The organism is Rhizobium sp. OAE497, assembly GCF_040546565.1.
Lineage (GTDB): Bacteria > Pseudomonadota > Alphaproteobacteria > Rhizobiales > Rhizobiaceae > Rhizobium.
Window position 1 is genome coordinate 847157 of the sequence record NZ_JBEPOA010000001.1, and the last position, 25271, is coordinate 872427.

22 protein-coding genes and 1 tRNA gene are annotated in these 25271 nt (G+C 62.6%); 6 read left to right on the forward strand and 17 right to left on the reverse strand.

The annotated features are described in order from the left end of the window. Positions 1 to 32 precede the first annotated feature (32 nt). Positions 33 to 518 (forward strand): DUF721 domain-containing protein, encoded by a 486-nt coding sequence (locus ABIE40_RS04295; RefSeq protein ID WP_112714324.1) that lies wholly within the window; start codon positions 33 to 35, stop codon positions 516 to 518. Between the two features lie 4 nt (positions 519 to 522). Here ABIE40_RS04295 and ABIE40_RS04300 read toward each other — a convergent pair whose 3' ends face one another. Continuing rightward, positions 523 to 942: a type II toxin-antitoxin system VapC family toxin gene (locus ABIE40_RS04300; protein ID WP_199626360.1), complete on the reverse strand. Its 420-nt coding sequence runs from the start codon at positions 940 to 942 to the stop codon at positions 523 to 525. Then, on the reverse strand, positions 939 to 1178 hold the full coding sequence (locus tag ABIE40_RS04305; protein ID WP_199626361.1) for a FitA-like ribbon-helix-helix domain-containing protein: 240 nt from the start codon (positions 1176 to 1178) through the stop codon (positions 939 to 941). Before ABIE40_RS04305 ends, ABIE40_RS04300 begins: the two co-directional genes overlap by 4 nt. Positions 1179 to 1390: 212 nt before the next feature. Here ABIE40_RS04305 and ABIE40_RS04310 point away from each other — a divergent pair, with 212 nt between their 5' ends. From ABIE40_RS04310 to ppdK, 3 genes are all read left to right on the forward strand, one after another. Beyond that, complete coding sequence (locus ABIE40_RS04310; RefSeq protein ID WP_199626362.1) at positions 1391 to 2083, forward strand: DsbA family protein; 693 nt, start codon at positions 1391 to 1393, stop codon at positions 2081 to 2083. A 180-nt stretch (positions 2084 to 2263) separates the two neighbouring features. Continuing rightward, on the forward strand, positions 2264 to 5725 hold the full coding sequence (smc, locus tag ABIE40_RS04315) for a chromosome segregation protein SMC (RefSeq protein ID WP_199626363.1): 3462 nt from the start codon (positions 2264 to 2266) through the stop codon (positions 5723 to 5725). A gap of 414 nt (positions 5726 to 6139) precedes the next feature. Continuing rightward, entirely contained in the window at positions 6140 to 8806 is a 2667-nt protein-coding gene (gene ppdK, locus ABIE40_RS04320) for a pyruvate, phosphate dikinase (protein ID WP_112712791.1), read from the forward strand. 12 nt (positions 8807 to 8818) lie between these two features. Here ppdK and ABIE40_RS04325 read toward each other — a convergent pair whose 3' ends face one another. Both ABIE40_RS04325 and ABIE40_RS04330 read right to left on the reverse strand, forming a co-directional pair. Beyond that, positions 8819 to 9094 carry a hypothetical protein gene (locus ABIE40_RS04325; protein ID WP_112712789.1) on the reverse strand — a complete coding sequence of 92 codons (276 nt, stop codon included), beginning with the start codon at positions 9092 to 9094 and terminating at the stop codon, positions 8819 to 8821. Positions 9095 to 9192: 98 nt separating this feature from the next. After that, positions 9193 to 9582, reverse strand: a complete 390-nt coding sequence (locus ABIE40_RS04330; RefSeq protein WP_112712787.1) for a hypothetical protein — start codon at positions 9580 to 9582, stop codon at positions 9193 to 9195. A gap of 254 nt (positions 9583 to 9836) precedes the next feature. Here ABIE40_RS04330 and ABIE40_RS04335 point away from each other — a divergent pair, with 254 nt between their 5' ends. Next, entirely contained in the window at positions 9837 to 10748 is a 912-nt protein-coding gene (locus ABIE40_RS04335; RefSeq protein ID WP_112712785.1) for a DUF1499 domain-containing protein, read from the forward strand. Here ABIE40_RS04335 and ABIE40_RS04340 read toward each other — a convergent pair. From ABIE40_RS04340 to ABIE40_RS04355, 4 genes are read right to left on the reverse strand one after another with little or no spacing between them, the layout of a single operon-like run. Then, a complete protein-coding gene (locus tag ABIE40_RS04340; protein WP_199626364.1) occupies positions 10745 to 12430 on the reverse strand; it encodes a saccharopine dehydrogenase family protein in 1686 nt (561 codons plus the stop codon). The genes ABIE40_RS04335 and ABIE40_RS04340 overlap by 4 nt on opposite strands. Beyond that, positions 12427 to 12885: a thiol-disulfide oxidoreductase DCC family protein gene (locus ABIE40_RS04345; RefSeq protein WP_199626365.1), complete on the reverse strand. Its 459-nt coding sequence runs from the start codon at positions 12883 to 12885 to the stop codon at positions 12427 to 12429. Before ABIE40_RS04345 ends, ABIE40_RS04340 begins: the two co-directional genes overlap by 4 nt. After that, positions 12882 to 13796 carry an MBL fold metallo-hydrolase gene (locus tag ABIE40_RS04350; protein ID WP_199626366.1) on the reverse strand — a complete coding sequence of 305 codons (915 nt, stop codon included), beginning with the start codon at positions 13794 to 13796 and terminating at the stop codon, positions 12882 to 12884. The genes ABIE40_RS04345 and ABIE40_RS04350 overlap by 4 nt, the downstream gene beginning before the upstream one ends. Before the next feature lie 3 nt (positions 13797 to 13799). Further along, positions 13800 to 14096 (reverse strand): cupin domain-containing protein, encoded by a 297-nt coding sequence (locus tag ABIE40_RS04355; RefSeq protein WP_199626367.1) that lies wholly within the window; start codon positions 14094 to 14096, stop codon positions 13800 to 13802. A 163-nt stretch (positions 14097 to 14259) separates the two neighbouring features. Here ABIE40_RS04355 and ABIE40_RS04360 point away from each other — a divergent pair. Beyond that, positions 14260 to 14334 (forward strand) — tRNA-Gln (locus ABIE40_RS04360). Between the two features lie 361 nt (positions 14335 to 14695). Here the strand turns inward: ABIE40_RS04360 and ABIE40_RS04365 are convergent. The 9 genes from ABIE40_RS04365 to ABIE40_RS04405 all read right to left on the reverse strand — a co-directional run bounded on the left by ABIE40_RS04365 (position 14696) and on the right by ABIE40_RS04405 (position 25270). Beyond that, entirely contained in the window at positions 14696 to 15313 is a 618-nt protein-coding gene (locus ABIE40_RS04365; RefSeq protein WP_199626368.1) for a helix-turn-helix domain-containing protein, read from the reverse strand. Then, positions 15306 to 15668 (reverse strand): hypothetical protein, encoded by a 363-nt coding sequence (locus ABIE40_RS04370; protein WP_199626369.1) that lies wholly within the window; start codon positions 15666 to 15668, stop codon positions 15306 to 15308. The genes ABIE40_RS04365 and ABIE40_RS04370 overlap by 8 nt, the downstream gene beginning before the upstream one ends. A gap of 11 nt (positions 15669 to 15679) precedes the next feature. Next, entirely contained in the window at positions 15680 to 16042 is a 363-nt protein-coding gene (locus ABIE40_RS04375; RefSeq protein WP_199626370.1) for a hypothetical protein, read from the reverse strand. A gap of 237 nt (positions 16043 to 16279) precedes the next feature. Beyond that, on the reverse strand, positions 16280 to 20143 hold the full coding sequence (locus ABIE40_RS04380) for a D-alanyl-D-alanine carboxypeptidase family protein (RefSeq protein WP_199626371.1): 3864 nt from the start codon (positions 20141 to 20143) through the stop codon (positions 16280 to 16282). 65 nt (positions 20144 to 20208) lie between these two features. After that, positions 20209 to 23097, reverse strand: coding sequence for a hypothetical protein (locus tag ABIE40_RS04385; protein WP_199626372.1), 2889 nt, complete (start codon positions 23095 to 23097; stop codon positions 20209 to 20211). A gap of 419 nt (positions 23098 to 23516) precedes the next feature. Next, positions 23517 to 23660: a hypothetical protein gene (locus ABIE40_RS04390; RefSeq protein ID WP_199626373.1), complete on the reverse strand. Its 144-nt coding sequence runs from the start codon at positions 23658 to 23660 to the stop codon at positions 23517 to 23519. A 50-nt stretch (positions 23661 to 23710) separates the two neighbouring features. Then, on the reverse strand, positions 23711 to 24067 hold the full coding sequence (locus tag ABIE40_RS04395) for a winged helix DNA-binding protein (RefSeq protein ID WP_199626374.1): 357 nt from the start codon (positions 24065 to 24067) through the stop codon (positions 23711 to 23713). A 3-nt stretch (positions 24068 to 24070) separates the two neighbouring features. Further along, a complete protein-coding gene (locus ABIE40_RS04400) occupies positions 24071 to 24226 on the reverse strand; it encodes a hypothetical protein (RefSeq protein WP_199626375.1) in 156 nt (51 codons plus the stop codon). A gap of 411 nt (positions 24227 to 24637) precedes the next feature. Beyond that, the gene (locus tag ABIE40_RS04405) at positions 24638 to 25270 is read right to left on the reverse strand and encodes a recombinase family protein (protein ID WP_199626376.1); all 633 of its coding nucleotides are present in this window, start codon (positions 25268 to 25270) and stop codon (positions 24638 to 24640) included. Position 25271 lies beyond the last annotated feature (1 nt).

The window sequence follows — 25271 nt, forward strand, 5'->3', positions numbered from 1 at the left end:
ACGCCAAATGGCGGCGGCATCAGAAGGTTTCGATGAGTTATCCACGCAAAGGTGAAAAGCAGATCTCCGAGCTGGCGAACGGGCTGATCGATCCCGTGCTCGCCAAGCGCGCCGGTATCAATACTGCGCTGCTCGGCTCATGGGACGAAATCGCCGGCGAGGACTTTGCCGATTGCACAAGGCCGGAAAAGATCGCCTGGGCCCGCGGCAGCGAAGACGGCACCTACAAGCCCGGCGTTCTGACGATCGCCTGCGAAGGCGCACGCGCCCTGTTCCTCACCCACGCGCAAGGCGAACTCATCCAGCGCATCAACAGCTTCTTCGGCTTCTCCGCCGTCCACCAGATCCGCATCGTCCAGAAACCCGTCTCGCAAGCCTCCAAACGCTCCCGCACCCCGCCACCGCTGAAAGGTGAGGCAGCCCGCAAGCTCGAAGGCATGATGGAAGGCATCGAGGGCGACAAGCTGCGCGAGGCGGTGAAACGGCTGGGCACGGCGGTGCTGGGGAAGCGGCGGTAAAGCCTTAGCTTTCCCACGGATTGATGATCGGCACCCCGGCCGCCTCGAAAGGCGCCACGTCCCGCGTCGCGACGGTAAAGCCGCGTGTTCTGGCGATTGCCGCAATCTGGCCATCGGCCATGGAGATGACGCGGCCTGCGCCGCGTGCTCTTCCGATCAGCGGCGCAAATTCCCTTGCTGCCGGTTCGTCGAAGGGCAGTACCCGATCCTCGAACAAGCGCGCCATCAACTCAACAAGCTTCTGATGAAGCCCTGCCTTTCTGCGGCCATCGGGAAGAACCTCGATACCGGACAGCAATTCGGCAAGATTGACCGACGTGAGATAAAGTGTTTCCGCCGCTTGATCGTCCAGCCAGGCGAGCACCTTCGGATCGGCATCGGGCTTCATCGGCTCCGAAATCACGTTGGTGTCGAGAATGATCATTCGAAGTCCGCGGCATCGATAGGTGTCTGATCGCGTTCGAAGCTAAGATCCGCATCGCCGATCTCCTTGGCGAAGGCGGCCAATTCCGAACCGATCTTCAGCCGCCCGGATGGCCTGACTGCCTCTTCGAGAATACTACGGATTTCAGCCTCGGTGCTTCGGCCATTCTTCGCCGCACGCTGCTTCAATGCGCGGTGCGTTTCTCCGGGCAGGTTACGAACCACTATAGCGGACATCTGGGCCTCCATATCATGCGTATGATATCATTTTAATTGTGATGATATCAACGTCGATTTTCTCGACCAATCGCGCTAGATGAAGAACAATTCATCCTATAGCCTTTGCAAGGTCACAATTCTTTGAAGAAAGTTGGCCAAGCGTGCCTTGTTCGCGGCCATTGGCCGTTATATCGCACATGCAGCCGCCACTTTTTGTTTATGGGGAACCCATGCAGCTTTCTGAAATGCAACTGACGAAGCGCCAGCTCATGAGCGGTGTCGCCGCAGCGACCGCGACGCTCGCGCTCTCCACCGCGGCCCATGCAGCGGTTGAAATGCCGCAGCCGGAAGGCGATGTCGATATGGAAGCGGTGCTGAAGCCCGGCGAGCTGCCGGAAATGGCACTCGGCCCGGAAGATGCGAAGGTCAAGATCGTCGAATACATGTCGATGACCTGCCCGCATTGCGCCCACTTCCACAACACCACCTTCGACGAGATCAAGAAGAAGTATGTCGAAACGGGCAAGGTCCGTTTCATCATCCGCGAGTTCCCCTTCGATCCGGCCGCTGCCGCCGCCTTCATGCTGGCGCGCTGCAACGCCTCCGACCCGACGAAGCTGAGCACGCCGGAACAGTATTTCCCGATGGTTTCGATGCTCTTCAAGCAGCAGGAAACCTGGGCTGCGGCCGACGATCGCCGCGCCGCACTTCTGCAGATGTCCAAACTCGCTGGATTTAGTGAGGATAGCTTTACGAAGTGCTTGACGAACCAGAAGCTTCTGGATGAAGTGAACGCGACCCGGGAAAGGGGCTCCAAGGAGTTCGGCGTCAACGCCACGCCGACTTTCCTGATCAACGGCAAGCGTTACGCTGGGGACATGACGGTTGACTCCATGTCGGCACTTATCGACAGCCTGCTCTGAACCGTACCGTTTTGATCTGACGGGCGGCGGCGAAAGCCGCGCGCCCGTCTTTTACTCTGCGCCTTCCCTTCTCCCCCACGGGGAGAAGGTGCCCGAAGGGCGGATGAGGGGGCCACGGAGCAAAAGCTTCAAGGCGTCCTTCCTGCTTCCTCACACGGTCCGTCGATTGGAGACGGCCGCATGAAGTTCAACAAGCTCCGCCTTGTCGGCTTCAAATCCTTCGTAGAACCGACTGAATTCATCATCGAGCGCGGCCTCACGGGCGTCGTCGGGCCGAATGGCTGCGGCAAGTCCAATCTTGTCGAGGCGCTCCGCTGGGTGATGGGCGAGAATTCCTACAAGAACATGCGCGCATCCGGCATGGATGACGTCATCTTCTCGGGCTCCGGCAACCGCCCGGCGCGCAACACTGCCGAAGTTGCCCTCTACCTCGACAATGGCGAGCGCACCGCGCCTGCCGCCTTCAACGACAGCGACGAAATCCAGGTCACCCGCCGCATCGAGCGCGAGCAGGGCTCGATCTACCGCATCAACGGCAAGGAAAGCCGCGCCAAGGATGTGCAGCTGCTGTTTGCCGATGCCTCGACCGGCGCCCGCTCGCCGTCGATGGTCGGCCAGGGGCGTATCGGCGAGCTGATTTCGGCCAAGCCGCAGGCCCGCCGCCAGCTGCTGGAAGAGGCGGCCGGCATTTCCGGCCTCCATTCCCGACGCCACGAAGCCGAGCTTCGCCTGCGCGCCGCCGAGAGCAATCTCGAGCGCCTCGACGACGTCACGTCGCAGCTGGAAAGCCAGATCGAGAGCCTGAAGCGTCAGGCCCGTCAGGCAAACCGCTTCAAGACGCTGTCGGCCGATATCCGCGCCCGCGAGGCGATGCTGCTGCATATACGCTGGGTGCAGGCCAAGGAAGCCGAAGCCGAGGCCGACAGCGCGCTGAACCAGGCCACCGTCGTCGTCGCCGAGAAGGCGCAGATCCAGATGGAGGCGGCGAAGTCTCAGGGCATCGCCAGCCTGAAGCTGCCGGAACTGCGCGATGCCGAGGCACGCGCCGCCGCCGCCCTGCAGCGCCTGCAGATCGCCAAGACGCAGCTGGAAGAGGATGCCAACCGCATCCTGCGCCGCCGCGACGAGTTGACCCGCCGCCTGACGCAGCTTGCCGAGGACATCCGCCGCGAGGAGCGGCTGGTCTCCGACAATGCCGAAATCCTCGCGCGTCTCGATGCCGAAGAGGCCGATATCACCGAGATCCTCGCAGACTCCGGCCGCCACGCCGATGAGCTGCGCGAAGCCTTCGAGGAAGCCGCCGCCAAGCTCTCCGATAGCGAGCGCATCTTCACGTCACTGACCGCCGAGCGCGCCGAAGCCGCCGCCGGACGCAACCAGCTGGAACGCGCCATCCGCGATCTCGCCGATCGCAAGATGCGCCTCGAGCGGCAGATGGACGAGGCGAACCGCGAGCTTTCCGCCATCGAGGAAAAGGTCTCGGCGCTTCCCGATCCCGAGGAGAAGCGGGCGATGGTCGAGGCGGGCGAGATCGCCGTTGCCGAAGCCGAAGCTGCGATCCAGGCGGTCGAACAGGCGCTCGCCGAAGCTCGCCGCACCGAAGCGCTTTCGCGTGCCCCCGTCGATGAGGCCCGCGCCAAGCTCAATGGTCTGGAAACCGAAGCCCGCACCATCCAGCGCATGCTGGCTGCCGGTGCCGCCGCAGGCGAGTTCCCGCCGGTTGCCGAAGAGCTGCGCGTCGATCGCGGCTTCGAGACGGCGCTCGGTGCAGCACTCGGCGACGATCTGGAATCGCCGCTCGATCCGAAGGCGCCGGCCCACTGGTCCGAAAACGGCGATGGCGCCGCTGACCCCGCATTGCCCGCCGGCACAACGCCGCTCCTCAACCATGTCCGCGCTCCCGCCGCCCTGACGCGCCGCCTGCAGCAGATCGGCCTCGTTGCCGAAGCCGATGCCCGCCGCCTCGTGCGCGATCTGAAGCCCGGCCAGCGCCTGGTCACCAAGGAAGGCGCCGTCTATCGCTGGGATGGCCACGTCACCGGCGCCGATGCGCCGAGCGCCGCCGCCCTCCGCCTTGCCCAGAAGAACCGCCTTGCGGAGCTGGAAAACGAAGTCTCGCTCGCCCGCGATGTTCTGGCCGAAGCCGAGGACCACCTTGCCGCTGCCGCCGAAGGCATTCGCGGCGAGGAGCGCCGCCTCAACGATGCCCGCGACATGAGCCGCCTGTCGGTCCGTCATCTCGCCGAAGCCCGTGACGCGCTTGCCGCCGCCGAGCGCGCTTCCGGCGATCTCGTGCGCCGCCGCGATGTCGTTGCCGAGGCCGTCAGCCAGCTGCAGTCGCAGCAGGAAGACCTCTCAATTCAGGAAGAGAGCGCCCGCATCGAGCTGGAAGACGCGCCCGATCTGACGGCGATCGACGAGCGGCTGCGCCTGCAGCAGGTCGAAGTCGCGACCGATCGTGGCCTTGCTGCCGAAGCCCGCGCCCGCCACGAAAGCCTGAACCGCGAAAACGACGCCCGCCAGCGCCGCATCGTGGCGATCGGCCAGGAGCGCGAAACCTGGCGGCAGCGCGCCGCCAGCGCCGAAGACCATATCGCAACGCTCCGCGACCGCGAGGAAGAAGCCCGCGACGAAGCCGCCGAGCTGGAAATGGCGCCGGATGAATTCGACGACAAGCGCCGGGCGCTGCTGAGCGAGCTGCAGAAAGCCGACGAAGCCCGCCGCAACGCCGCCGATCTGCTTGCCGCAGCCGAGCTCGTCCAGCGCGATGCCGACCACAAGGCCGCCACCGCTCTCTCCGAACTGGCCGAAAGCCGCGAACGCCGCGGCCGCGCCGAAGAGCGTCTCGTCTCCGCCCGCGAAAAGCGGCAGGAGAGCGAGGGCCGTATCCGCGAGGCGCTGAACGTCGCCCCGCACGAAGCCTTCCGCCTCACCGGCCTTCAGCCGATGCAGGCAATCCCCGATCCGCGCGAAGTCGAGCGTGATCTCGAGCGCCTGAAGATGGAGCGCGAGCGCCTCGGCGCCGTCAATCTGCGCGCCGAGGAAGAACAGAAGGAACTCAGCGAAAAGCTCGAAGCGCTGATCAAGGAGCGCGACGACGTTATCGACGCCATCCGCAAGCTGCGCGGCGCGATCCAGAGCCTGAACCGCGAAGGCCGCGAGCGCCTGATCGCCGCTTTCGACGTGGTCAACGGCCAGTTCCAGCGCCTCTTCACCCATCTCTTCGGCGGCGGCACCGCCGAGTTGCAGCTGATCGAATCCGACGATCCCCTCGAAGCCGGCCTCGAAATCTTGGCGCGACCGCCCGGCAAGAAGCCGCAGACCATGACGCTGCTCTCCGGCGGCGAACAGGCGCTGACTGCCATGGCGCTGATCTTTGCGGTATTTCTCACCAATCCGGCGCCGATCTGCGTGCTGGACGAAGTGGACGCGCCGCTCGACGATCACAATGTCGAGCGCTATTGCAACCTGATGGATGAGATGGCCGCTTCGACGGAAACGCGATTCGTGATCATCACTCACAATCCGATCACCATGGCCCGCATGAATCGCCTATTTGGTGTGACGATGGCCGAGCAGGGCGTCTCACAGCTTGTATCCGTCGACCTTCAGACGGCCGAACGTCTGCGCGAAACCGCTTGAAAACAATAGCTTTTCAAGAAAACCCCAAAAAAGTACGGGTCTGGCGGAAACCTTAACCCAATTGGGTGATGCTTTCAGCTTGCTTTTGCATTAGAAGTTGTCCTAGCGAATAAAGAGATTGCTGAAAAGTGAGCTCCGTCGCGCATGTTGGATACTGCTAGACGGTCCGGGACGAGGGCAAAAACCGGGCTTGATGGCATAGGTGGACCCCCCGTCCAGTTTTCCTGGCTGGACGGAAATAAGGCTTTGCGGGACCGTTGTTGCAGTCCCGCAAAGCTTTTTTTATGCGCTTCCCTCATTAAAACGGTTTGATGTCCCGCATTCATTGTGCGGTGCAACATTTTGCCGTATTTGTCGATTTTCATTTCCGGACCAAGGGATTAAGGTGGTCCCGGAGAATGAGACGGGGGGAAGATGTCCAAGCTGGTCTATACGTTCGGAAACGGGCAGGCGGAAGGCCGTGCGCGCGACCGGGACGTTCTGGGAGGCAAGGGCGCCAATCTTGCCGAAATGTGCGCGCTGGGACTTCCCGTTCCACCTGGGCTGACGATCGTCGCCGATGCCTGCACCACCTATTACAAGAATGGCCGTACGCTCGAAGATGCGCTGAAGCAGCAGATCCGCAGCGGCCTCGAAGGCATCGAGAAGGCGACCGGCCGCCGCTTCGGCGACACCGCCCATCCGCTTCTCCTCTCCGTCCGTTCCGGCGCCCGTGTCTCGATGCCGGGCATGATGGATACGGTGCTCAATCTCGGCCTCAACGACGAGACGGTGCAGGCGCTCGGCCACGATGCCGGCGACGCGCGTTTTGCCTGGGATAGCTACCGCCGCTTCATCCAGATGTATGCCGATGTCGTCATGGGCCTCGACAACGAGGTCTTCGAGGAAATCCTCGAGGACGAGAAGGCGCGTCTCGGCCACGAATACGATACCGAGCTGACCGCCGCCGAATGGCAGCATATCGTCACGCTCTACAAGGACATCATCGAGGAAGAGCTCGGCGAAGCCTTCCCGCAGGAGCCGGAAGTCCAGCTCTGGGGCGCCGTCGGCGCCGTTTTCGCCAGCTGGATGAGCGCGCGCGCCGTCACCTACCGCATGCTCCACAATATTCCGGAAGTCTGGGGCACGGCGATCAACATCCAGGCCATGGTCTTCGGCAATCTCGGCAATGCCTCGGCAACCGGCGTCGCCTTCACCCGCAATCCCTCGACCGGCGAGAAGTCCTTCTATGGCGAGTTCCTGGTCAATGCCCAGGGCGAGGACGTCGTCGCCGGCATCCGTACGCCGCAGAGCATCACGGAGGAGGGGCGGCTGAATTCCGGTTCGGAGCGCCCGTCGCTCGAGAAGCTGATGCCGGAGGCCTTTGCAGAGCTCACCCGCATCTGCTCCGAGCTCGAAGCGCATTACCGCGACATGCAGGACATCGAGTTCACCATCGAGCGCGGCAAGCTCTGGATGCTGCAGACCCGCTCCGGCAAGCGCTCCACCCGCGCCGCCATGCGGATCGCCGTCGATATGGTCGATGAGCGGCTGATCACCGAAGAGGAAGCGGTGCTGCGCATCGAGCCCTCGACGCTCGACCAGCTTCTGCACCCGACCATCGATCCGCGCGTCCAGCGCCAGGTGATCGGCAGTGGCCTGCCGGCGTCTCCGGGAGCGGCGACCGGCGCCATCGTCTTCACTGCCGAAGAGGCGGTTGCGGCGGAGGAGGAGGGGCGCAAGGTCATCCTGCTTCGCGTCGAGACCAGCCCGGAAGATATTCACGGCATGCACGCCGCTGAAGGCATTCTCACCACCCGCGGCGGCATGACCAGCCACGCCGCCGTCGTCGCCCGCGGCATGGGCATTCCCTGCGTCGTCGGCGCCGGCACCATGCGTATCGATCTGCGCAACGAGCGCCTGATCGGCGTCGGCGTGACGCTGAAGAAGGGCGACATCATCACCATCGATGGCTCGGCCGGCCAGGTGCTGAAGGGCGAAGTGCCGATGATCCAGCCGGAACTCTCCGGCGATTTCGGCCGCATCATGGGCTGGGCCGATCGCGTCCGCCGCATGACGGTTCGCACCAATGCCGATACGCCGGCCGATGCCCGCGCCGCCCGTTCCTTCGGTGCCGAAGGTATCGGCCTCTGCCGCACCGAGCACATGTTCTTCGAGGGCGACCGCATCCATGTGATGCGCGAAATGATCCTGGCGGAAGACGAGAAGGGCCGCCGCGCCTCGCTCGACAAGCTGCTGCCGATGCAGCGGCTGGATTTCACCAGCCTGTTCAACGTCATGCACGGCCTGCCGGTCACCATCCGCCTGCTCGATCCGCCGCTTCACGAGTTCCTGCCGAAGTCGGATGAGGAAATCGCCGATGTCGCGGCGGCCATGGGCATGGAGCCTCATGCCCTGCGCCAGCGCGTCGATGCGCTGCACGAGTTCAACCCGATGCTCGGCCATCGCGGCTGCCGCCTGGCGATCTCCTATCCCGAAATCGTCGAGATGCAGGCCCGCGCCATCTTCGAGGCGGCAGTCGCCGCCGCCCACGAAACCGGTGCCGCCGTCGTGCCCGAGATCATGGTGCCGCTCGTCGGCCTGCGCTCCGAACTCGATTACGTCAAGGAGCGCATCGATACGATCGCCAAGGCCGTCATGGCCGAAGCCGACATGAAGATCGACTATCTCGTGGGAACGATGATCGAGCTGCCGCGCGCAGCGCTGCGCGCCCACACGATTGCCGAAGCTGCCGAATTCTTCTCCTTCGGCACCAACGACCTGACGCAGACCACCTTCGGCATCTCGCGCGACGACGCCTCGGCCTTCATCCCCACCTACCAGCGCAAGGGCATCATCGAGCATGACCCCTTCATCTCGCTGGACTTCGATGGCGTCGGCGAGCTGATCAGCATTGCCGCAGAGCGCGGCAGGCGCACCCGAAACGACATGAAGCTCGGCATTTGCGGTGAACATGGCGGTGATCCCGCCTCGATCCATTTCTGCGAAAGGATCGGCCTCGACTACGTCTCCTGCTCGCCCTTCCGCGTGCCGATCGCACGGCTGGCGGCAGCGCAGGCTGCCATCAACGGCGGCCACTGAGGCAGGTCAATTCTAGCGGCGGTAATAGTAGCGCGGGTAGTAACGCGGCCCGGCCATGAAGTCGTCGAAGTTCTCGTCCGCCTGGATGCGGAAGGCGCGGGCATCGGCCCGGCGGTCGAGATCGATGCGCTGCAGACAGGTGGCGAAACCGTTGGTGCCCGGCTTGAAACCGTAGCTCAGGCACTGCCGCTCATCGGCCGCGCGCCGCTCTTCAGGCGTCATCGTCTGGCAGGCCGAAAGGCCGATCGCCAGGGCAGCGAGCGTGAGTGAGAGGGCGGAAAGACGCATGGTACAGTCTCCGGTGCGTGAAACGGTCGTCCGGACATGAGGCGATTTGCCAGCCCGCGTCAACACCGCTTCAACAGCCTGAGACAACGCGGCTGCAGTCAGATTCGTTCCAGCACTTCGATGAAGGCATCGGCAAAGCGCACCAGATGGACGGTATCCTCGTCGGGCGCCTGCATCCGGATCTCGACGCCGTCACGGTCGAGCACGGCCAGCACCACCCGCATGTCGTCGCTCGATGTCGGAACCCGCAGCACCGCGATGCGGCGGCAGTCCTCGATCAGCCCGGCTGCAGGCAGGTCGAAAAGGAACTCTCCGCCAGCCTTTCCGGCAGCGGTGCGCACGGCTTCGCAGAAACCTGCTTCGCCGCCATTATAGCCTTCCAGCGAGAGCTCCAGTTCAAGAAGCTCCATCGGCAGGAAGGGTTCGGATGAATCGACGGCACCGAGCGCCGGCGATTGCTGTCTTTCGGTCATTTCCGGTGAAAGCATGGCTCTTCTCCTGAAACGCGCATGCTTTTGCCTGAAGCATGCTTCAAACCTCCCGGCAGCATGAAAGCCCGCCAGAATGGCCATTTTACGGCATATCAGATGTCGCTCATAAAGACCATCTCCGCCTTTCGGTGGATTGGCGGCGCTGACGAGAGACAACAGTTTCAAAAACTAGGCGAATCTTGCCATAAACAAGGTGTGGGTGCTTCGCGTGTCCGCGACGGGCGTGTGCCCGCGTATAACCGGTAAGTTTGATGGCCATCCGTTTCGACCGCCCCGTTTCCAGTTCGGCCCGCTTCGCGCGGCGCTTCGGAGCGTTTGCGTTGGTCCTCTGGGTGGCCGTGCTCGCCGCCCATCGCTTCGGCGGTCTCGCCACGCCATACATGGTGCTGCTCGTTCTCGTCGCCACCGGCTGCGCGGCGCTTGCCGTGCTGCTGGCGCTCGTCGGCCTGAGAAGCCTGTGGCTGACAGGCGCCGAAGGCGGCCTCGACGCGCTGAAGGCGATCATCTTTGCCGCGGCACCATTGGCTTTCGGCGGCCTCGCCGCAGAGCGCTACTTCACCCTGCCTGAGATCTACGATGTCTCCACCGATCTCGTCTCGGCGCCGGAATGGCTCTCCCAGCCGCATGCCGACCAGATCTGGATGAAGCGCAGCCCCGAAGTAACCGGCGCCGACCGCGAAAAGCAGCTGGAAGCCTATCCCGAACTGACGGGCCGCCGCTACGAAGGCGCCATCGACCGCGTTCTCGAAGCCGTCAAGAAAGTCGCCCGCCAGAACGGCATCGTCATCACCAAGACCAGCGATGCCAGCGATCCCGGCCGCGATCTCGAAGACGTGCCTGCCAAGCCGCCGGCACCCGGCGCCGGTGATGCCGTGGCCGAAGCGCCCGATCAGGTGCCGGTGCCGACCCCGCGCCCCTATGACGACGATGTTGCCAAGCTGATCCGCGGCGCCAATGGCGTCACCCTGCAGGGCGAGGACAAGACCCTCATTCTCGGCCTGCGCTTCGATGTCATCATCCGCCTGCGCGAAGAGGCCGAGACCACCTTCGTCGATATCCGCGTCGCCTCGCGCTACGGCCCGCACGATCTCGGCTTCAGCGCCGCTCTCGCCGACCAGTTCCTGGAAGCGCTGGATTCAGAGCTCCTCGGCATCGCCGGTTAATCCGGCATCAGCCAGCCGGTATAGCGCACGATCAGCCCGGTCAGCGGACTGCCGATCTCCACATGGAAGCGGAAGCGCCCATCGGCTTCTTCCTCGAACGTATCGCCATCCGGGGCCAGAAAGCGCGGCAGCGGCAGGCCGAACACCTGCCATCCGCGGATCACCAGCCGCATCCGCCCGGCCTCCGGCACGAGCGCGATGAACACCCGGACCGGCCCGAACTCTTCCGCCAGCAGATGCGCATGCCGCCCGGTGCCCTCAAGCTGTCGGCTCAAGAACCGCCGCCCGCCGAAATCGCGCACCCATGTCTCCCGCCCGCCTTCGACCGAGAAGGTGACGCTGACCGGAATATCCTCCGCCGCCTTGGGAAAGCCGATCACCGCGGCCACCATCGAGGCAAGCAGACCCTTGCGGCGCTCCACCCGCGCCCGCCCGGACACGTGGTATTCGCCACCGCTGACGGAATGCATCGCCGCGACTGCCGGCGGCAATGCAGCCCAGGCATCGCCCAGCACCCGCCGATAAAGCGGCAGGTCGCGATCGCCAGCGCGATGCCGCCGTATCCCGGTCCGGATCGCCAGCGGCCGGAATGCCGCCTCGAATGCCGATAGCGGCACTTCACCGATCGCCGGCCGCGCCCCGGAGGCCGGTCGCAGGCCATCCGCAAGCGCCCGCAGCAGCGCCGCTGCGCCGGTCGCCGGAATGAAAGGCCCGTCATCGCCCTCGGCGATCAGATGCCAGTCCGCCCGATAGTCCCCGCCATCCAGCCCCTTGCCCTCGACCGATACGAACATGCCGCCGCGATGCTCGCCAAAGGCAAGACGGCGGCTCGCGGCATGGATGAGCCCGGCAAACGGCGAAAGCGACGGCAGCAGCCCGAAACGCACCATCCGCGCCGCCAGCCGCAGCAGCGATTGCAGCCAGCGCGGCTCCGTTCCCGCGCCGGTGAACGCCGTCTTCAGCCCCGGAAAGCGCATCGGCAGCAGCGCAAGATCCGGCGCATCGGCCAAGAGGAAATCCCGCGCCCTCAGCGGCACGGCCCCGGGCGGCGCGATCACCATCCGCCTGAAATCGACAAGGCCGACCCCATCCAGCGCCCGCCCATCTTTCGTCACCTGCACCGGCTTCCCGGCATAGCTCGCAATCGCCTTGATGACATTCAGCCCGATCCCGGCGCGCGGGGAGGGCGCAATGCCCGCAATGACGCCGGTTACCTCGCTAAATTCGTCTGCAAGCACCTCCGCCGCCGCAAAGGAGAGCGCCGGAAAGCTACTGAGCCCCGAGAGCACGAAGACGCCGCTTTCGCTCGCCGCCGCATCGAGAGCGCCGATCCCGGCAACGAAAGCCCGGCTGTCGGCCAGATCGAGATAGGAGATGCCGAGCGCGATCGCCGCTTCCGCCACGCGGTAACGATCCTCCCCCATCGCCTGAAACGGGCCGGATGCATCGACGATGACAGACGGCATCAGCGCCTTCAACTGCGGGATCAGGTCTGCGTCGCGATCGAACTGCGTGCCCTCAGCCTGACCGCCGAGCTCCGCCGCAAATGAGCGTGCCTTCTCAAGCGACCGGCCCCCGATGATCAGGCGAAAGCGCGGATCGTCTTTCAGCAGCCGCGCCAATCGGCTGCCAAAAGTGCCGTAACCGCCGATAATGAGCACGCGAAGCCCGCTGCTTGTCATCCCAGGAAACGGCTCCTCACCTCGGCCGTCGGCACGAAACAACTGCTGCTGCGCCCGGCGATCCGCAGCCGGTTGCGGGCGATGAATTCATAGAGCCGGTCGGCAAGCGCCCGCGGCAGGAGGCGGAAGACGGTGACGAGCGACCAGGGAAAGCCGAGCCCGGCAATCATCCGGATCGAGCCGTCGGATTTGAAATGCGCGATGCCCTTGTCGATGAAGATGTTGGTCTCGTAGTCGCGGCTGTCCAGCCCGTAGTGCCGGTAAAGCGCCTCGCCGAGCGGCGATTGCGCCGTCAGAAACCGGTAGCGCCGGGATTTGTCGTGCTTCAGCGCAAACTTCACCCAGCCGGAGCAGAAGATGCATTCGCCGTCGAAGATGATCAGCGGCTGATCATCGGGAAAGGCGGGAACGCCGGCATCACTGCGAAAGCTGTAGGCATCCCTCGGCCCGCTCATTTGACCACCCAGTAATCGCCTGTCAGCGACGGCGGGCCGTTGGTCTCCACCTTGCCGCGCTCGACGAGATCCTCGATATGCGCCAGCACCGAAAGCGCCGCCGCCCCATGGAGCCGCGGATCGGTATCGCGGTAGATCGCCTTCACCATGTCGGCGATCTTCCGGTCTCCCGTCTTGATCCGCTCCAGAACCGCCCGCTCGCGCATACGCCGGTGCGTCTTCAGCGCTCTTAGAAAGGTCAGCGGGTGTTTCACCGGGCCGCCGTGGCCGGGCAGCAGCAGATGGTCGCGCCGGGCAATCAGCGTGTCGAGCGAAGCCATGTAATCGGCCATCGACCCATCCGGCGGCGCGACGATCGAGGTCGCCCAGGCCATAACATGATCGCCCGAGAACAGGATCTCGCTACCCTCGAGAGCAAAGGCCAGGTGATTGGCCGCATGCCCGGGCGTCGCGATCGCCCTGAGTGCAAAGCCGTCCCCTTCGATCACGTCGCCATCGGCGAGCGGAATATCCGGCATGAAACCCATGTCGGAACTCTCCGAGAAGGGATTGACCTCTCCCGCATGAAGCGGCCGCGAGGCCCGGTGCGGCCCTTCGCCGGCGGTCGGCGCGCCGGTCGCCGCCTTCAGCCGCGCCGCAAGCGGCGAGTGGTCGCGATGCGTATGGGTGATCAGGATATGCGAGACGCGCCGTTGGCCGAGCGCAGCCATCAGCGCCTCGAAATGCGCATCGTTCTCCGGCCCCGGATCGACCACGGCAACGGTATCGCCCGCGCCGACGATATAGCTGTTGGTGCCATGAAAGGTGAAAGGGCTCGGATTGTTGGCCGTCAGCCGTTGGATGCCGGGCGCAACGGCAATGGGCGTGCCATAGGCCGGGTCGAAACTCAGGTCGAATCGCGGGCTCGGCATGATCTACTTGTATTCGATCTCGATGAAGGACATCGGCTGATCGCCGGCATTGACGACATTATGCTCGGTACCAGCCTCGCGCCGGTAGGCGGCACCCTTGGCGATATCCACCCGGCGGCTTTCCGCCCCTTCCTCGATCAGAAAGGCGCAATCCGTCATCGGCACCACGACATAGCCGTATCCATGCGCATGCACCCCGGTATCGGCCCCCGGCTCGAAATCCCAGCGGGTGATGCGAACCACGGCATCGTCAAGCAGCAGCGTCGCAAGGGCAGGCGGGCGGGCACGGTACTGGCTCATGGCAACTCCGGCAGGCATTCGTATATCGCCCGAAGACCTACCACGCCTGCTGCCCGCGCGCACAGAAATATGCTGGCCCGCCGAACTTAGTGATTGTGACGCGCCACCACCTTTGCTAATCAGGCCTCGCTTCGGCAAAAGCGGTTTTCCGCAAAAGCTCTGGTGGGGCGTCGCCAAGCGGTAAGGCACCGGTTTTTGGTACCGGCATTCCCAGGTTCGAATCCTGGCGCCCCAGCCAAGCGCTTCGTTGTGCGCTGAGCAAGACGGAAACGCAAGTTTTTTCAGATGGTTGACGGATTGAGGTGTTGGTCTCGTTTGTCTAGTGCCCCCACCTTTGCCCCCACCTATCTGCCCCGTCTTGACGCGCGCTTGAGCGCGAGTGTGAGACCCGAAGCATGTAAGACCTGATTCTCTGGTCATCTAAGGAATAGCCTTAGGCTATGCTTATCGCTGCCCTGTAGGCTCTGCTGTAGATTGATGATCATATCAGGGGTCTTCTAATATCGGGTCTCCTATGACCATCATGGTCTGTAAGCCCGTCCTATCAGCTTCAGCTTTATGCTCTTTACTAGGTACATTCTCCGCAAAATGGGACAACGCTATCCGGTCTTCTGAAGCTCATGCGCGATCCGAGAGACGGTCTGACGAGGAAGAGACGCCGCGCGGGCGATCTCGGCTTGCCTGAGACCCTTTGCCAGCATGTCGGCGACCAGCGCGCGCCGCTGCTCCACTTTCGATAGAGGCTTCGCGAGCGGCTTGTTGCCCTGCTCCCGGCAAAGCTTCTGGCCTTCCGGTGTGATAAGCAGACATTCGATCGGAACCCCTTTGAACCAGACCCCGATCGGGATGATGTAGCCTTCCGCTACGCCGTAACAAGTTGCTTCGGGCGAGTGGTGATAGCGCGGCTTCGTTAGGTGCGGGGCCGTGATCATGGGAACTTCGCTGGTCTTCAGGACGCGCTGCACCACGCCGAGAGATTCGAGCTGGTCGGTCAGCTTGTCGGAGGTTATCCCTAAGACCGCTGCCAGCTTGGTGATGACCAAGCAACCGGTAACGATCTCGCCGGTCAATGGGTTGACGATCTCGCCAGCGCGGCGACTAGTCGGGAAGGTAATGTCGAGGTCTCGGCCTTGGGCGGGCAAACCGGTCAGGGGCTTGCCGCCCCTTTCCAGCGCTTCCGCACGCTTGGCCGCTAGCCATTCGTGGAAGCTAACCATTGGCAGCGCTCGACGTGTCGCGCTTGGCCTTGCCCTTTCCTAAGACCAGATTGGCACGGCGCAGGTCAAACCGATCGCCGTTCCGATACGATACCACCGCACGCTTCTTCGCGTCTGTGATCAGCCGCACAACTGGCACGATGTTCTTGAAGCGTCTGTCCCATACGTTGACGTAGACACGGCCACCTCTGTCCACTGTGCGCGACCAGTTCGGGGACACGCCCTGCGCAACAAGCCGCTCGAAGACCTCGCGATCGACCAGGGCGGTCTCGCCGGAAGCAATAGGGACGAAGACTGTGAGGCCATCGTTGGACGTGCGCACCGGGCGCAACTGACTGATGCCTGGGTTGCTCATAAATCGCCTCCTCAATGCAGCCGCACCGCGTCAAGCGCGGCGTGATGGAAGCGCACGGCAGGGAAGAACGAGACGACCTTGTCCAGTTCACCGCGTAGCGGCGGGTCTCCGGCACGGTCCCGCAGGGTCTCGTTTGCGGAGTAGATGTCGATCGTCACGTCGCGGCGCATATGGCCGATCGCGACCAGCGCGTCGAACGCGGCACTGATCTCGGCGGCGTCTTCGTCAGCGCTCTCTCGGGGCCATGCTGTCAGATGCTTCAGGTCACCCTTATGACGGATCGCTACCGCTGCGCTGTGGCGGGTAGTGTGAATGATGATTTCCAAGTGCCCTTCGTGCGGCACGTCCCGGAAGTCGGGGAGAATGCTGTTCATGATGTGATGTCTTTCTTGGTTGTGAGCAACTGCGCTCGCATATCCCCTCCAGCGACTCACACGGACTCGCCAGCAGCCGCGCCGGAGAAAGGCGGGCAAGCGCAGCCGATCGCGGTCTAAGCGCGTCAGCGGGCCGCTGTGGCGGAATGTCGAGGGAGGAGGATCGGGAGAGGATACGGGAAGGCAGTGAGGAGGCAGAAGGCGAGCGATAAGCCCGCCTCCCGCAATTGCGTTAGGTCAGTTCGATTTGACGACCGGGCCGTCCCTATCAGGGGGCAGTGTCGAGAGCAGCGCGTTCGTGGCGTTCAGCATTCCGTAGGTCCGTAGCAACGGGATGAAGTCGCGAAGCTGTCGGCCTTCGGTCTGGTCGAAGCGCTGGTCCGTGCGGGCCATTGCTGCCGCCGCGTTGATGGCGAAGCTCTTTGCGTCGGAATACATGCGTAGCGCCGGAACGCTGTCCACGATGCTAGACCCGAGACCAGAGTTTCGGGTGTTGCTGAACAGCCGGTGATCTTGGCCGGTGAAGACATCGCCGCTTGCAATTGCGGTATCGATGATCATCGGCAGGATCGAGCTGTCGGCCGACCGCTGAAAGCCCGCCGCTAGCACGCCCTTCAGAGAGAGACGGTCTTCAAGGAACTTCCGGCGCTCGGCTTCCGGCTTGCCGATCGATTGCGAATACTGCTGCGCCGAGTAGATGGCGGCAGACCAGATCGACGTAGCGACAAGCGACATCGACATGTAGGCCGGGCCGAGCTTGATGTTCTTCGCCGTGTTGGCAAGCAGCGAGTTGAGCATGTAGCTCTTCAACTGCATGAACAACCCGGCGACCGGACCTGACATGGACCGCTTGATCCCGTTGGGCGAGGTCTCAAGAATGGCCGTGTGCGTCTCGCGACGGACGACCGCAAGGAACCGGTCATAGGCGTCGGCATGATCGCGGCTGACGGCGCGCTGCTTGTCGCTGTTCCATCGGACGATCTTTCCGTCCGCGTCCAGCTTCATATGCTCGGCGATCTTCCGCATGTCCCCGAGGTCTCGGTCAGTAATGCCGATCTCGTTCATCCACTTCTTGCTCATGGTGGCGCGGCCTGTGGCCACGTCGATAAGCTTCTGTGAGGATGCACGCGCCGCCCATAGCTGGAGCATGTCCGTCATCGGGTTGAGCAGGGAGACCGTCGAGGTCAGCCGTGCCCCGTTCTCGGCGAGGCTGTTGGCCTTTGCCAGCATCCGGGTCGTGAGGTCTTCATCGAACAGCTCGCCTCCTATGTTGATGTCCTCATGAAGGGCGCTCATCTTGCCGGTCTTGGTCTTGAGGCCGATGCCCGTTGCGGCCTGTATTTCGCGCGTGAGGGCGTTCGCTTCGGTCTCGCTGTACGTGAACACGTCAAGCAGGTCCTTCATTCGGCGCTGCCTCCAGGTGGCGGCAATGCCATAACGAAGAGCGATCTTCGGCATGTCTCCGAGCTGTGAGATACCGGACTGCTGCATGAAGCGGATAAAGCCAAGGTTCTTCACAAGCGAGAGCGCAAGGCGGGTCTTCTTGCTGACGCCTGGGAAAGCTGGTCGGCCGAGGATTTTGTCGACGTAGTAATTCAGCGCCTCGGCAGCGGTCTTCATCCCGCCTTCAAACACGTTCTGCTTTCCATCCGGCCCGCTCTCGACGTGCTTGCGGAAGTTCGTCGCTTCCTTGATACGTGCCCGGACATCCGCCTCCGATCGGAAGCCAGCCTTAGCGAGAGCGAGATGCCCGTTCACTGACTTCGTGTAGGAGTTATAGACCGATCGGATATCCTGGTCCGTGATCTGCCGCAGCGAGACCGCATAGTCTCGGGCGTTGTCCAGGTGCTTGAACTTCTCCGGGATGAACAGCTCATCGCGTTCCATGACCGCACGGCGGCGGAAGTTCGAGGGACCTTCCTTTTGGGAAAGACCGAAAGCCGAAATGACCTCCTCGATCTCGTCAGGTGCTACCTTCTCCTCGGTCAGGATGTCGCGCAGCGCGCGGGCACTATCGCCACCCAAGCCGGTCATGCGCTCGGCGCCGTTGTTGTCGATGTTCGTGTCTTCGATCATCTTCAGATAGCGCTCGGCCAAACCGGAGACCTTCCGATCGCGGACCTCTTCGGCAAGCTTTCGGCCTTTCGTGCGGGGGGTCTTTACGCGCTCCGCTTTGTACAGCTCCGGCTGTGCGCGGAGGAAGGCTTGCTTGATCACGTCGATCAGACCGTCACGGCCGATGCGTGCGGTCACGTCATAGTATGCACGCTTGTCCACCTTGAACGGGACATAGTGGTCATCGACCGGAACGTCTTTGGCCCAAGCCACTTCGAGTGCTTTGGCTTCGTTGAGCTTCTTCGCGAAGGCTCCCCGATAGGCGTCGGCCATGTCCGCTACAGCTTGCGACGGATGGCCTACGTCCGGATGCGACATCGCGTAGTAGACCTGTCGAGAGAAATCCTCTTCGAGCTGGTCTCGTTTCCAGAACCCTGCGTTGTCCATGCCGTTCTCTTTGAGCCAGCCATCGAAGTTCCTGGAGAAGTGCTTTTCCATTTCCCCATGATCGACCTCCGTCGTCCGGCGCATGAAGTTCCAGGCGTCTTCGGTTGCGCGCAACTCCTTCCCGCCCGTGCCGGTCATGTGCGGCATAAGCTGCTGGTAGAGATCGCGGACCTCCGGACCTGACCGGTTCATGAGCAGGTCTTCGTTAGAGGTGACGCTTGTCAGCTTGTCGGCCAGCTTGTCCGTAACGGAGCGCCGATCGGGGAAGCGTTCTGCTGCCGTCGCGACATTCTCCGCTGCGCCCGCCGATCGCTGCGCCCTGGTGAAGGCGTCACGGGCTTCCGGTGTCGCGAACTTGTAGCCTCGCCGTGCGGCTGTGTCGGCTAGAAATTCTCGCGCCTTGCGTCCGAAAGCGGCTGAAGCTTCGGCAGAGACCCCGTCGAGATCAGCGCCGCGCGCAAGCGAGCCTATGCCAGCGCCCAAGGCCATGCCGGTCAGCGCGTTGTAGGCGTAGTCTTCAGCACTGAAGTTCGGGTCTACCTGCGCCTGGATGCCGGAGGAGACCGAGGCATCGACAAGCCCGATCGTCCCCGCTTCCGCCATGCGCGTCAGAACCCCGGCTGTCGTCGCTGCCCGAAGCGCGTTCGAACCGCTCACGACTGCGGGTCCGGCGACGGCTCCTACGGTCATGGATACAGGGTCAACCAGATTGGCGAGGATCGAGGCGGAAAGCGTGAGGCCGGGGCTAGCGGCGAAGGTTTGGGCGTCGGTCTTCCGCTGGTCGATCTGCTGTCGCAAGATGGAAGCGTGAGCGGGTGACATCGCCGAACCAATAACGAATTGGCGCTCATCCGGGTTGAGACCGTCGAGCGTCGGGCCGAACTTCGAGAGGTCGTTGTTATCCAGCCATTTCACGTCGGGCACTGCCTCACGATTGGCTGACCAAGTCGCCAAATCAATCGCGGTTGTCGAGCGCAATGCCGCGCCCCCGATCATTGACCAAGATGGCGGCGCAGCTACCGGAGCCTGAAAGGTGCTGGTCGGCGGGGTCTCTTTGATCCAGTCGGAAACGACCGGCCGATCAACCGGGCGGTAATCGCCTTGTGACTGCTGAAAGCCACCGGCAGCAAGCGCTTGCTCGGCGACCGTCGAAGGTTTTCCGCCACGCGTCGAGCTGTCCTCGATGTGCCAATTCTCATTCGCGAGTGGGAACTTGAGGCCATAGCGTTCGGCGTTGCCATGAACCCAATCAACGACTTCCTTTGGTGCGTTCTTGAGCGACTGACCGTTATAGCCCATGTCTGCCGCATTGCCTTCGTTGTGCTGCGAGTGGCCTGGAGGAGCAACCCACTTGCGGGCAGCTTCGGGAGAGCCGTATTTCTTGAGCGCACCGGCCCACAGCTCGGCTTGACGCTCGGGGCTGCGGTAGGCGGAATAGACCCCGAGGCCAGGAGGCGCTGAAGGGTCCTGCATCATGCGGGCTAGTTTGGTCGCGAAGTTCCCGCGTAGGCCGTCGATCGCCGATTGAGGCTTGTCGGTTCGGCCATAGAGAAACTGGCGCGCGGTTGCCAGATCGTCCTGGTTGATGTCGTCGTTCATGGTGATGTGATGTCCTGGGTTGAAATGAAAACCCCCGGCTTGCGGCCAGGGGCTTGAGATGCTGCTTACTGCTGGTCGTCCACATGGAGCTGTTGGCGCTCCCAACGCTTGTCCGCCTCGATCGCCTCGCGGGTCTGCCAGTCGGAATGCTTTCCGAATTCGGCAGCGTCCTTGAGGGCCTTGCTTTCGTCGGCGCGCTGTTCTGCCTCACGCTTGGCGCCAACGTTCTTCTGCCAGTCGGCTTGAAGCGTGGCCCAAGGCACGGGCTTGCCGCTGATCGGGAGACCGGTGTCGCGGTAGTAGAGGATGACAGTGCCCGGCGTCGGGCCGTTGTCGAAGACGATTGCCTCCCCGTGCAGCTCGGCGGCGTGAGCTTCCGAGTAGCGGTCGGCCGCATCCTGAAGCACTTCCTTGACCTGATCGGGGGTCTTCGCTCCGGCGAACTGCGAGAAATTCGCCTGACGCCCGTTGACCTGGACGTACCGCGATTGGATGTCGCGTACCGCTTCTTTCCGCGCGTGCTCGATCGTGCCGCCAACCTTCATCTTGTTGCGCACTGTCTGTTCCACAACGCCACGGATGAACGGGTCAGCGCCATCGTCATCAAGATCGGACAGTGCTTGGTCGATCGCGTAGTCGAGGTCAGCCTTGGGAACCGCTGCGATCTTCTGGTCTTCAGGCATGTCGCGGATGGTGCGGGCATAGGTGATCGCCGCCGCGCCCGAAGCGCCTTCGTCCACCTTAGCCATGACCGCATCAAAGAACTCGCGACGCTTCTGACCTCCGATCAGCTCGTCCATCTGTGCCGGGGAATAGATCGTCGCGATGTCCCGCAGCTCTTTCAACTGACCTTCATCCTCAGGCCCCAGCGCAAAGCCATCGGCTTGAGCCTTCCCGAGGAACGCCTTGACCAACTGCTTCGAGTTGTCATCGACCAGACCGTTGCGGGAATAGACCTGCATTACCTGCCGATGGATGTCCGTGCGGCGGGCGTTAGGATCGGCTTTCGGATGCGCGGCGTCATAACGGGCGGTCAGGTCTGCCTCGACTTCGTCCATGCCAGCTTTCACGATGTCGTCACGGCTAAGCGTGCTGGTCTTCGTCGGATCGCGCGGGTCAGGGTTGATCGTGCTGTCGAGGATGAGATCGCCACGGCCGTTCATGAGCGCCTTTGCGGCCTGTCCCGACTGCCTTTCCAACTGCTCGGCTTTGGCGGTCTTCTCACGGAACTGCGCCGCTTCGTTGGTCTTGGCCTTGATCACCTCGTCGCGCTTGGCTTCCTGCTCGGCTAGCCAGTCCTTCGGAACGCCTGAAGCAATACCGCCCTTGATGTCGTCTTCGCTGAGGAGACCGGTGATTGCCTTCGCGCGGATGTCCTGCTTGATCGGTTCAAGCCGGGCCTTGTTCGCTTGGCTGGCATTATCTGCGGCGATCGCCTGGAGCCGGTCATAGTCCACGCCCATCTGATCGGCGAGGAGAGACCCCTTGTTATCGACCTTCACCTTCCCGATTGCCGTCAGGGCCTTGACGTTGCCGTCCGCTGCATACTGCTGTGCGATCTGGCTGATCATCTGGCCTTGCTCAACCAAGCTCCGGCCCTGCAAGACCTTATTTTCGGTCATAGCGTGTTGGAGATCGGCGGCAGCGACCTCGGCGCCGGAGCTGTCAAGCGTTGTGCTGAAGCGTGCGGTCAGGGCCTTGAGAGTCTGCGTGTCGGCCTGGAGCCGGGCGTCCTTATTGAGGCTATCCTGCTGGCTGTTGAGGTATGTCTGGACGGAGCCGTCGAAAGCCTTTGAGAAAGCCTCGACTGCGCGCGGGTCTGTGGCGAGACCATCGGCCTTGAGCTTGTCGAGAGCCTTCGCGCGGTAGTCTTGGATGTCGACGTTCTGCACGCCCTTGTCGTTGACCTCCGCACTGACCTCCCGGAGCGTGTCCATAGCGAGAGACTGTGCCGCCTGGACGCGTGCCGTGGTCTGCGCGACATAGCCGTGAGACCGGTCGTTGGCGATCGCTAGGCTCTTGCCGTAGTCGCCTTGGCCCGCCATCGTCGCATCTGCGATCTCGCCATCTTTCAGCTTCAGGGCGTTATCTTCGACCTGCTTCTTCCAGACCTCCCATGTGCCCGCGTATTTGGTCTGAAGCGGAATGCCGTCAGGACCGTCTACTCCCGCCAGCGCTGCAAACGCCGCCGTGTTGCCGGACGCAACGATCCCCTGCACGGTCGCCTCAACGATCTGCTGACGCTGGTCGGGCTGGACGCTGTTGAACTCGGAAGACCCGTATAGGCTGTCAAGCACGCCTTGGGCCTTCTTCGGACCACCGCTTTCGAGGGCCTTCACGAAGTCCGTGGCGGTCTTGGCTTGGAGGGAGTTGACCTTTGCGAACTGCTGGTTAGCTCCAGCTTGAAGCGTGCCTTGGGTCCGCATCTGGTCAAGGAGGCCATTGTATCGGGACAGGAATTCAGACCCCGCGTAGTCGTCAGGCAGGTAGCCCTTGGCCTTGCCTTGAGCGATCAGCTCTGCGCCACGCTTGTTCCAGTCGATATTGTTCGCGCCCTCGGCGGCGGCGTCCTGGAGGAGCTGGTCTTTGACACTGTCGAAATAAGCCCCTGCCGTCGCTATCGCTGCGCCCTGCTTGTAAAGCGGGTTGGCTGCGGCTTCCGGCGAATTGTAGAGCTTGACGCCCGCGTTAGGGTCGTTCCCTGCGGCGGCGACTTCGAGACCGGACTTTGCGTAGGATAGGCGCCTTGCCTCCGGGTCTTCCTTCTTGCGGCGGTCGTTAGCGGCGATGGTAGCGCCTAGACGCGCAACGCCGTCAGACATGCCAGAGAGACCAGCGATGATTGCGCGCACGTCGCTGTTGTCGCCTGGACCGGAATAAGCCGCTTCAGGCGTCTGCTGTGCAGCACGGATTTGCATTGGCTGGAGACCGCCAACGTCACGAGAGATTGCCATTGTGTGATGTCTTTCTGTTGGGATGAAGAAGCCCGGCCGTTTTAGTCGGTGCGTTCACATGATCTCCCCAAGCCCGCCCAAGAGCTGGACGCGCACGGCAGCAACCGCGAGACATCACTAACGCGGAGGGCGCAGCGTGGCGGAGGCTCGATTGATCGGGAGGGAAGATCGTGAGAAGGCAGCTAGGGGCTTGGCCTGTAGCTTTCCTGTTGGAATTCTAAGGCGAGGTGTAAATGCGCGAGGTCTAAGGGAAGTCGCAAATCGCCAGCGGTCTAAGGCGTGTCGTAATTGCGAAACGTCTAAGGGACAGGGTAAATGCTGCGCCTCTCAGGCAGGTGGTAAATCGCTGAAGCCTAAGGCGGAAGGTAAATGTCTAAGGCGTAGGGTAATTCGCAACGGTGTCTAAGGTGGGGGGTAAATCACTCTCCCCGCACATAGACCGCCGTCAGCCCAACCAGAACAAGCGCGCACGTCACACCCTCGAAGCCGCCGCGAGAGACCCCGCCGAGAAAGCCGATCAGGACGAAGGCAGCGAAGCCATGCTTTTCAATGAAGTGAGGCACGGCCTGAAGCCCTTCTCAACGTTGGTTCTAAGGCGTGGGGTAACTATCGATCAGGCGTAAGCCTTAACGAGATGCTGCCGGACCCGCTCATAGACCTGCCAACCCTTAGCGGTCAGTGCGGGAATGCGCTTGCGGTGGTCTTTCATATCCGGCTTGGTCATGATCAGATCAACAGGCTCGGAGCCGCCCGGAGGAATGGTGCGGGCAGAAAGGTCAGTGATTGCGCGGGAGACGGAGGCTTGCGGCATGTCCAGCCGCTCGCCTATCTCAACCACGCCGAACTGCCGCCCCTCAAGATCGTTTGCAGCGACCTCGAAGAATAGCAGCATGTGCTGCACCGGGAAGAACCTCCAATGCCCTTGAAGCTCTTCGAGTGCGCGGACCATGCCAGTGCAGCCTTTCGTCATGCGTCATGCCTCGGCTGTAAAGACCGGCTGGACCTGGGCGTTGAGTATCGGCTTGTGGCCGAACTGCCAGAAGAATGAGCGGCGCTTGCCCTCAAACCAAATCCCGGTCTTGGAGTTGAAGCCGAACTCGCGCCCTGCAATTTCGATCCGAATGTCCATGTGGATATTTCCCCTCAAAGCCCGGCCCAACGCGGGGCTTGCACGCGAAAGACATCACAACCTGAAGGCTAGCGTCAACAGGGGTCCAAGGTTGTTCTGTTGCGTTTTGAGGCTAAGCCTTTGGCCGGACTCGCAGAATAAATTTACAGTGGCACAAGATGCCCTATGTATCGGAATATGAAAGTGAAATCGGCTTATCAAGGGTGTAGCGGCTGCGCCTAAGGTATGTGGTAACCGGGGCCGACAGAGCTGGCGCTGCACGCATGGCGGTAGGAGAAGCTTGCGGCGGGGCCTAAGGGACTGCACAAATGCCGAGCAAAGAGAAACCCGCCGCGCAAGGCCAAACAGAACAGATGCCAGCGCGCGTGAGCATACTGATATGTAATAACGTTACGTTTTGAAGATGGCTGTTCATCCCTCCCAAAGGGCTAGAGCCTTCTCGACGCCTTCCGGGTCTGCCTGGATACGATAGACCGTCTGTCGCGAAAGACCGCTGATGCGCGCCACCTCGGCAATGCAGGTCTCTGAAGCGAGGAGGTCACGCACCGTGTCGACCTGCGCCCGCGTGAAGCTCGGCTTACGACCGCGATAAGCATCGTCTTTGGCCTTTGCATGGGCGATCCCCGCCTTCTGCGCTTCCTTGGTCGCCTCGGCTTGAGCTTGGGCGGTAGCTGCCATGAAGGCTATGAGGGCGTCCCGGACAGCCATCTGCATCGGGTCTTTGGTGCTGCCGTCGAACGTCATGCCGTTGATGATGGTCCGAACTACAACCCCGCGTGAGAGGAAGGTCTTGATGGTCTCGGTCACGTCCGAGTAATTGCGGCCGAGGCGATCGACCCACCTAACGACCAGCGTGTCGCCAGCTCGAAGCATGTCGAAGAGGCGCTTGCCTTCCGGCCGGTCCATCATCGGCACGCTCACGCCGGAGACCCCCTTGTCCGCAATGACGTGGTCGAAGATGAAGCCAGCGGCCTCGGCTTGAGCCTGTTGATGTTCAAGGGTCTGCTCGGCGGTCGATACGCGAGCATAAAGGAAGGTTGCCATG

Excerpts from the sequence above, each read along its gene's own strand:
- ABIE40_RS04295 (WP_112714324.1), top strand. The coding sequence starts at position 33 with ATGAGTTATCCACGCAAAGGTGAAAAGCAGATCTCCGAGCTGGCGAAC.
- ABIE40_RS04300 (WP_199626360.1), bottom strand. The coding sequence starts at position 942 with ATGATCATTCTCGACACCAACGTGATTTCGGAGCCGATGAAGCCCGAT.
- ABIE40_RS04305 (WP_199626361.1), bottom strand. The coding sequence starts at position 1,178 with ATGTCCGCTATAGTGGTTCGTAACCTGCCCGGAGAAACGCACCGCGCA.
- ABIE40_RS04310 (WP_199626362.1), top strand. The coding sequence starts at position 1,391 with ATGCAGCTTTCTGAAATGCAACTGACGAAGCGCCAGCTCATGAGCGGT.
- smc (WP_199626363.1), top strand. The coding sequence starts at position 2,264 with ATGAAGTTCAACAAGCTCCGCCTTGTCGGCTTCAAATCCTTCGTAGAA.
- ppdK (WP_112712791.1), top strand. The coding sequence starts at position 6,140 with ATGTCCAAGCTGGTCTATACGTTCGGAAACGGGCAGGCGGAAGGCCGT.
- ABIE40_RS04325 (WP_112712789.1), bottom strand. The coding sequence starts at position 9,094 with ATGCGTCTTTCCGCCCTCTCACTCACGCTCGCTGCCCTGGCGATCGGC.
- ABIE40_RS04330 (WP_112712787.1), bottom strand. The coding sequence starts at position 9,582 with ATGCTTTCACCGGAAATGACCGAAAGACAGCAATCGCCGGCGCTCGGT.
- ABIE40_RS04335 (WP_112712785.1), top strand. The coding sequence starts at position 9,837 with ATGGCCATCCGTTTCGACCGCCCCGTTTCCAGTTCGGCCCGCTTCGCG.
- ABIE40_RS04340 (WP_199626364.1), bottom strand. The coding sequence starts at position 12,430 with ATGACAAGCAGCGGGCTTCGCGTGCTCATTATCGGCGGTTACGGCACT.
- ABIE40_RS04345 (WP_199626365.1), bottom strand. The coding sequence starts at position 12,885 with ATGAGCGGGCCGAGGGATGCCTACAGCTTTCGCAGTGATGCCGGCGTT.
- ABIE40_RS04350 (WP_199626366.1), bottom strand. The coding sequence starts at position 13,796 with ATGCCGAGCCCGCGATTCGACCTGAGTTTCGACCCGGCCTATGGCACG.
- ABIE40_RS04355 (WP_199626367.1), bottom strand. The coding sequence starts at position 14,096 with ATGAGCCAGTACCGTGCCCGCCCGCCTGCCCTTGCGACGCTGCTGCTT.
- ABIE40_RS04365 (WP_199626368.1), bottom strand. The coding sequence starts at position 15,313 with ATGGTTAGCTTCCACGAATGGCTAGCGGCCAAGCGTGCGGAAGCGCTG.
- ABIE40_RS04370 (WP_199626369.1), bottom strand. The coding sequence starts at position 15,668 with ATGAGCAACCCAGGCATCAGTCAGTTGCGCCCGGTGCGCACGTCCAAC.
- ABIE40_RS04375 (WP_199626370.1), bottom strand. The coding sequence starts at position 16,042 with ATGAACAGCATTCTCCCCGACTTCCGGGACGTGCCGCACGAAGGGCAC.
- ABIE40_RS04380 (WP_199626371.1), bottom strand. The coding sequence starts at position 20,143 with ATGAACGACGACATCAACCAGGACGATCTGGCAACCGCGCGCCAGTTT.
- ABIE40_RS04385 (WP_199626372.1), bottom strand. The coding sequence starts at position 23,097 with ATGGCAATCTCTCGTGACGTTGGCGGTCTCCAGCCAATGCAAATCCGT.
- ABIE40_RS04395 (WP_199626374.1), bottom strand. The coding sequence starts at position 24,067 with ATGACGAAAGGCTGCACTGGCATGGTCCGCGCACTCGAAGAGCTTCAA.
- ABIE40_RS04400 (WP_199626375.1), bottom strand. The coding sequence starts at position 24,226 with ATGGACATTCGGATCGAAATTGCAGGGCGCGAGTTCGGCTTCAACTCC.
- ABIE40_RS04405 (WP_199626376.1), bottom strand. The coding sequence starts at position 25,270 with ATGGCAACCTTCCTTTATGCTCGCGTATCGACCGCCGAGCAGACCCTT.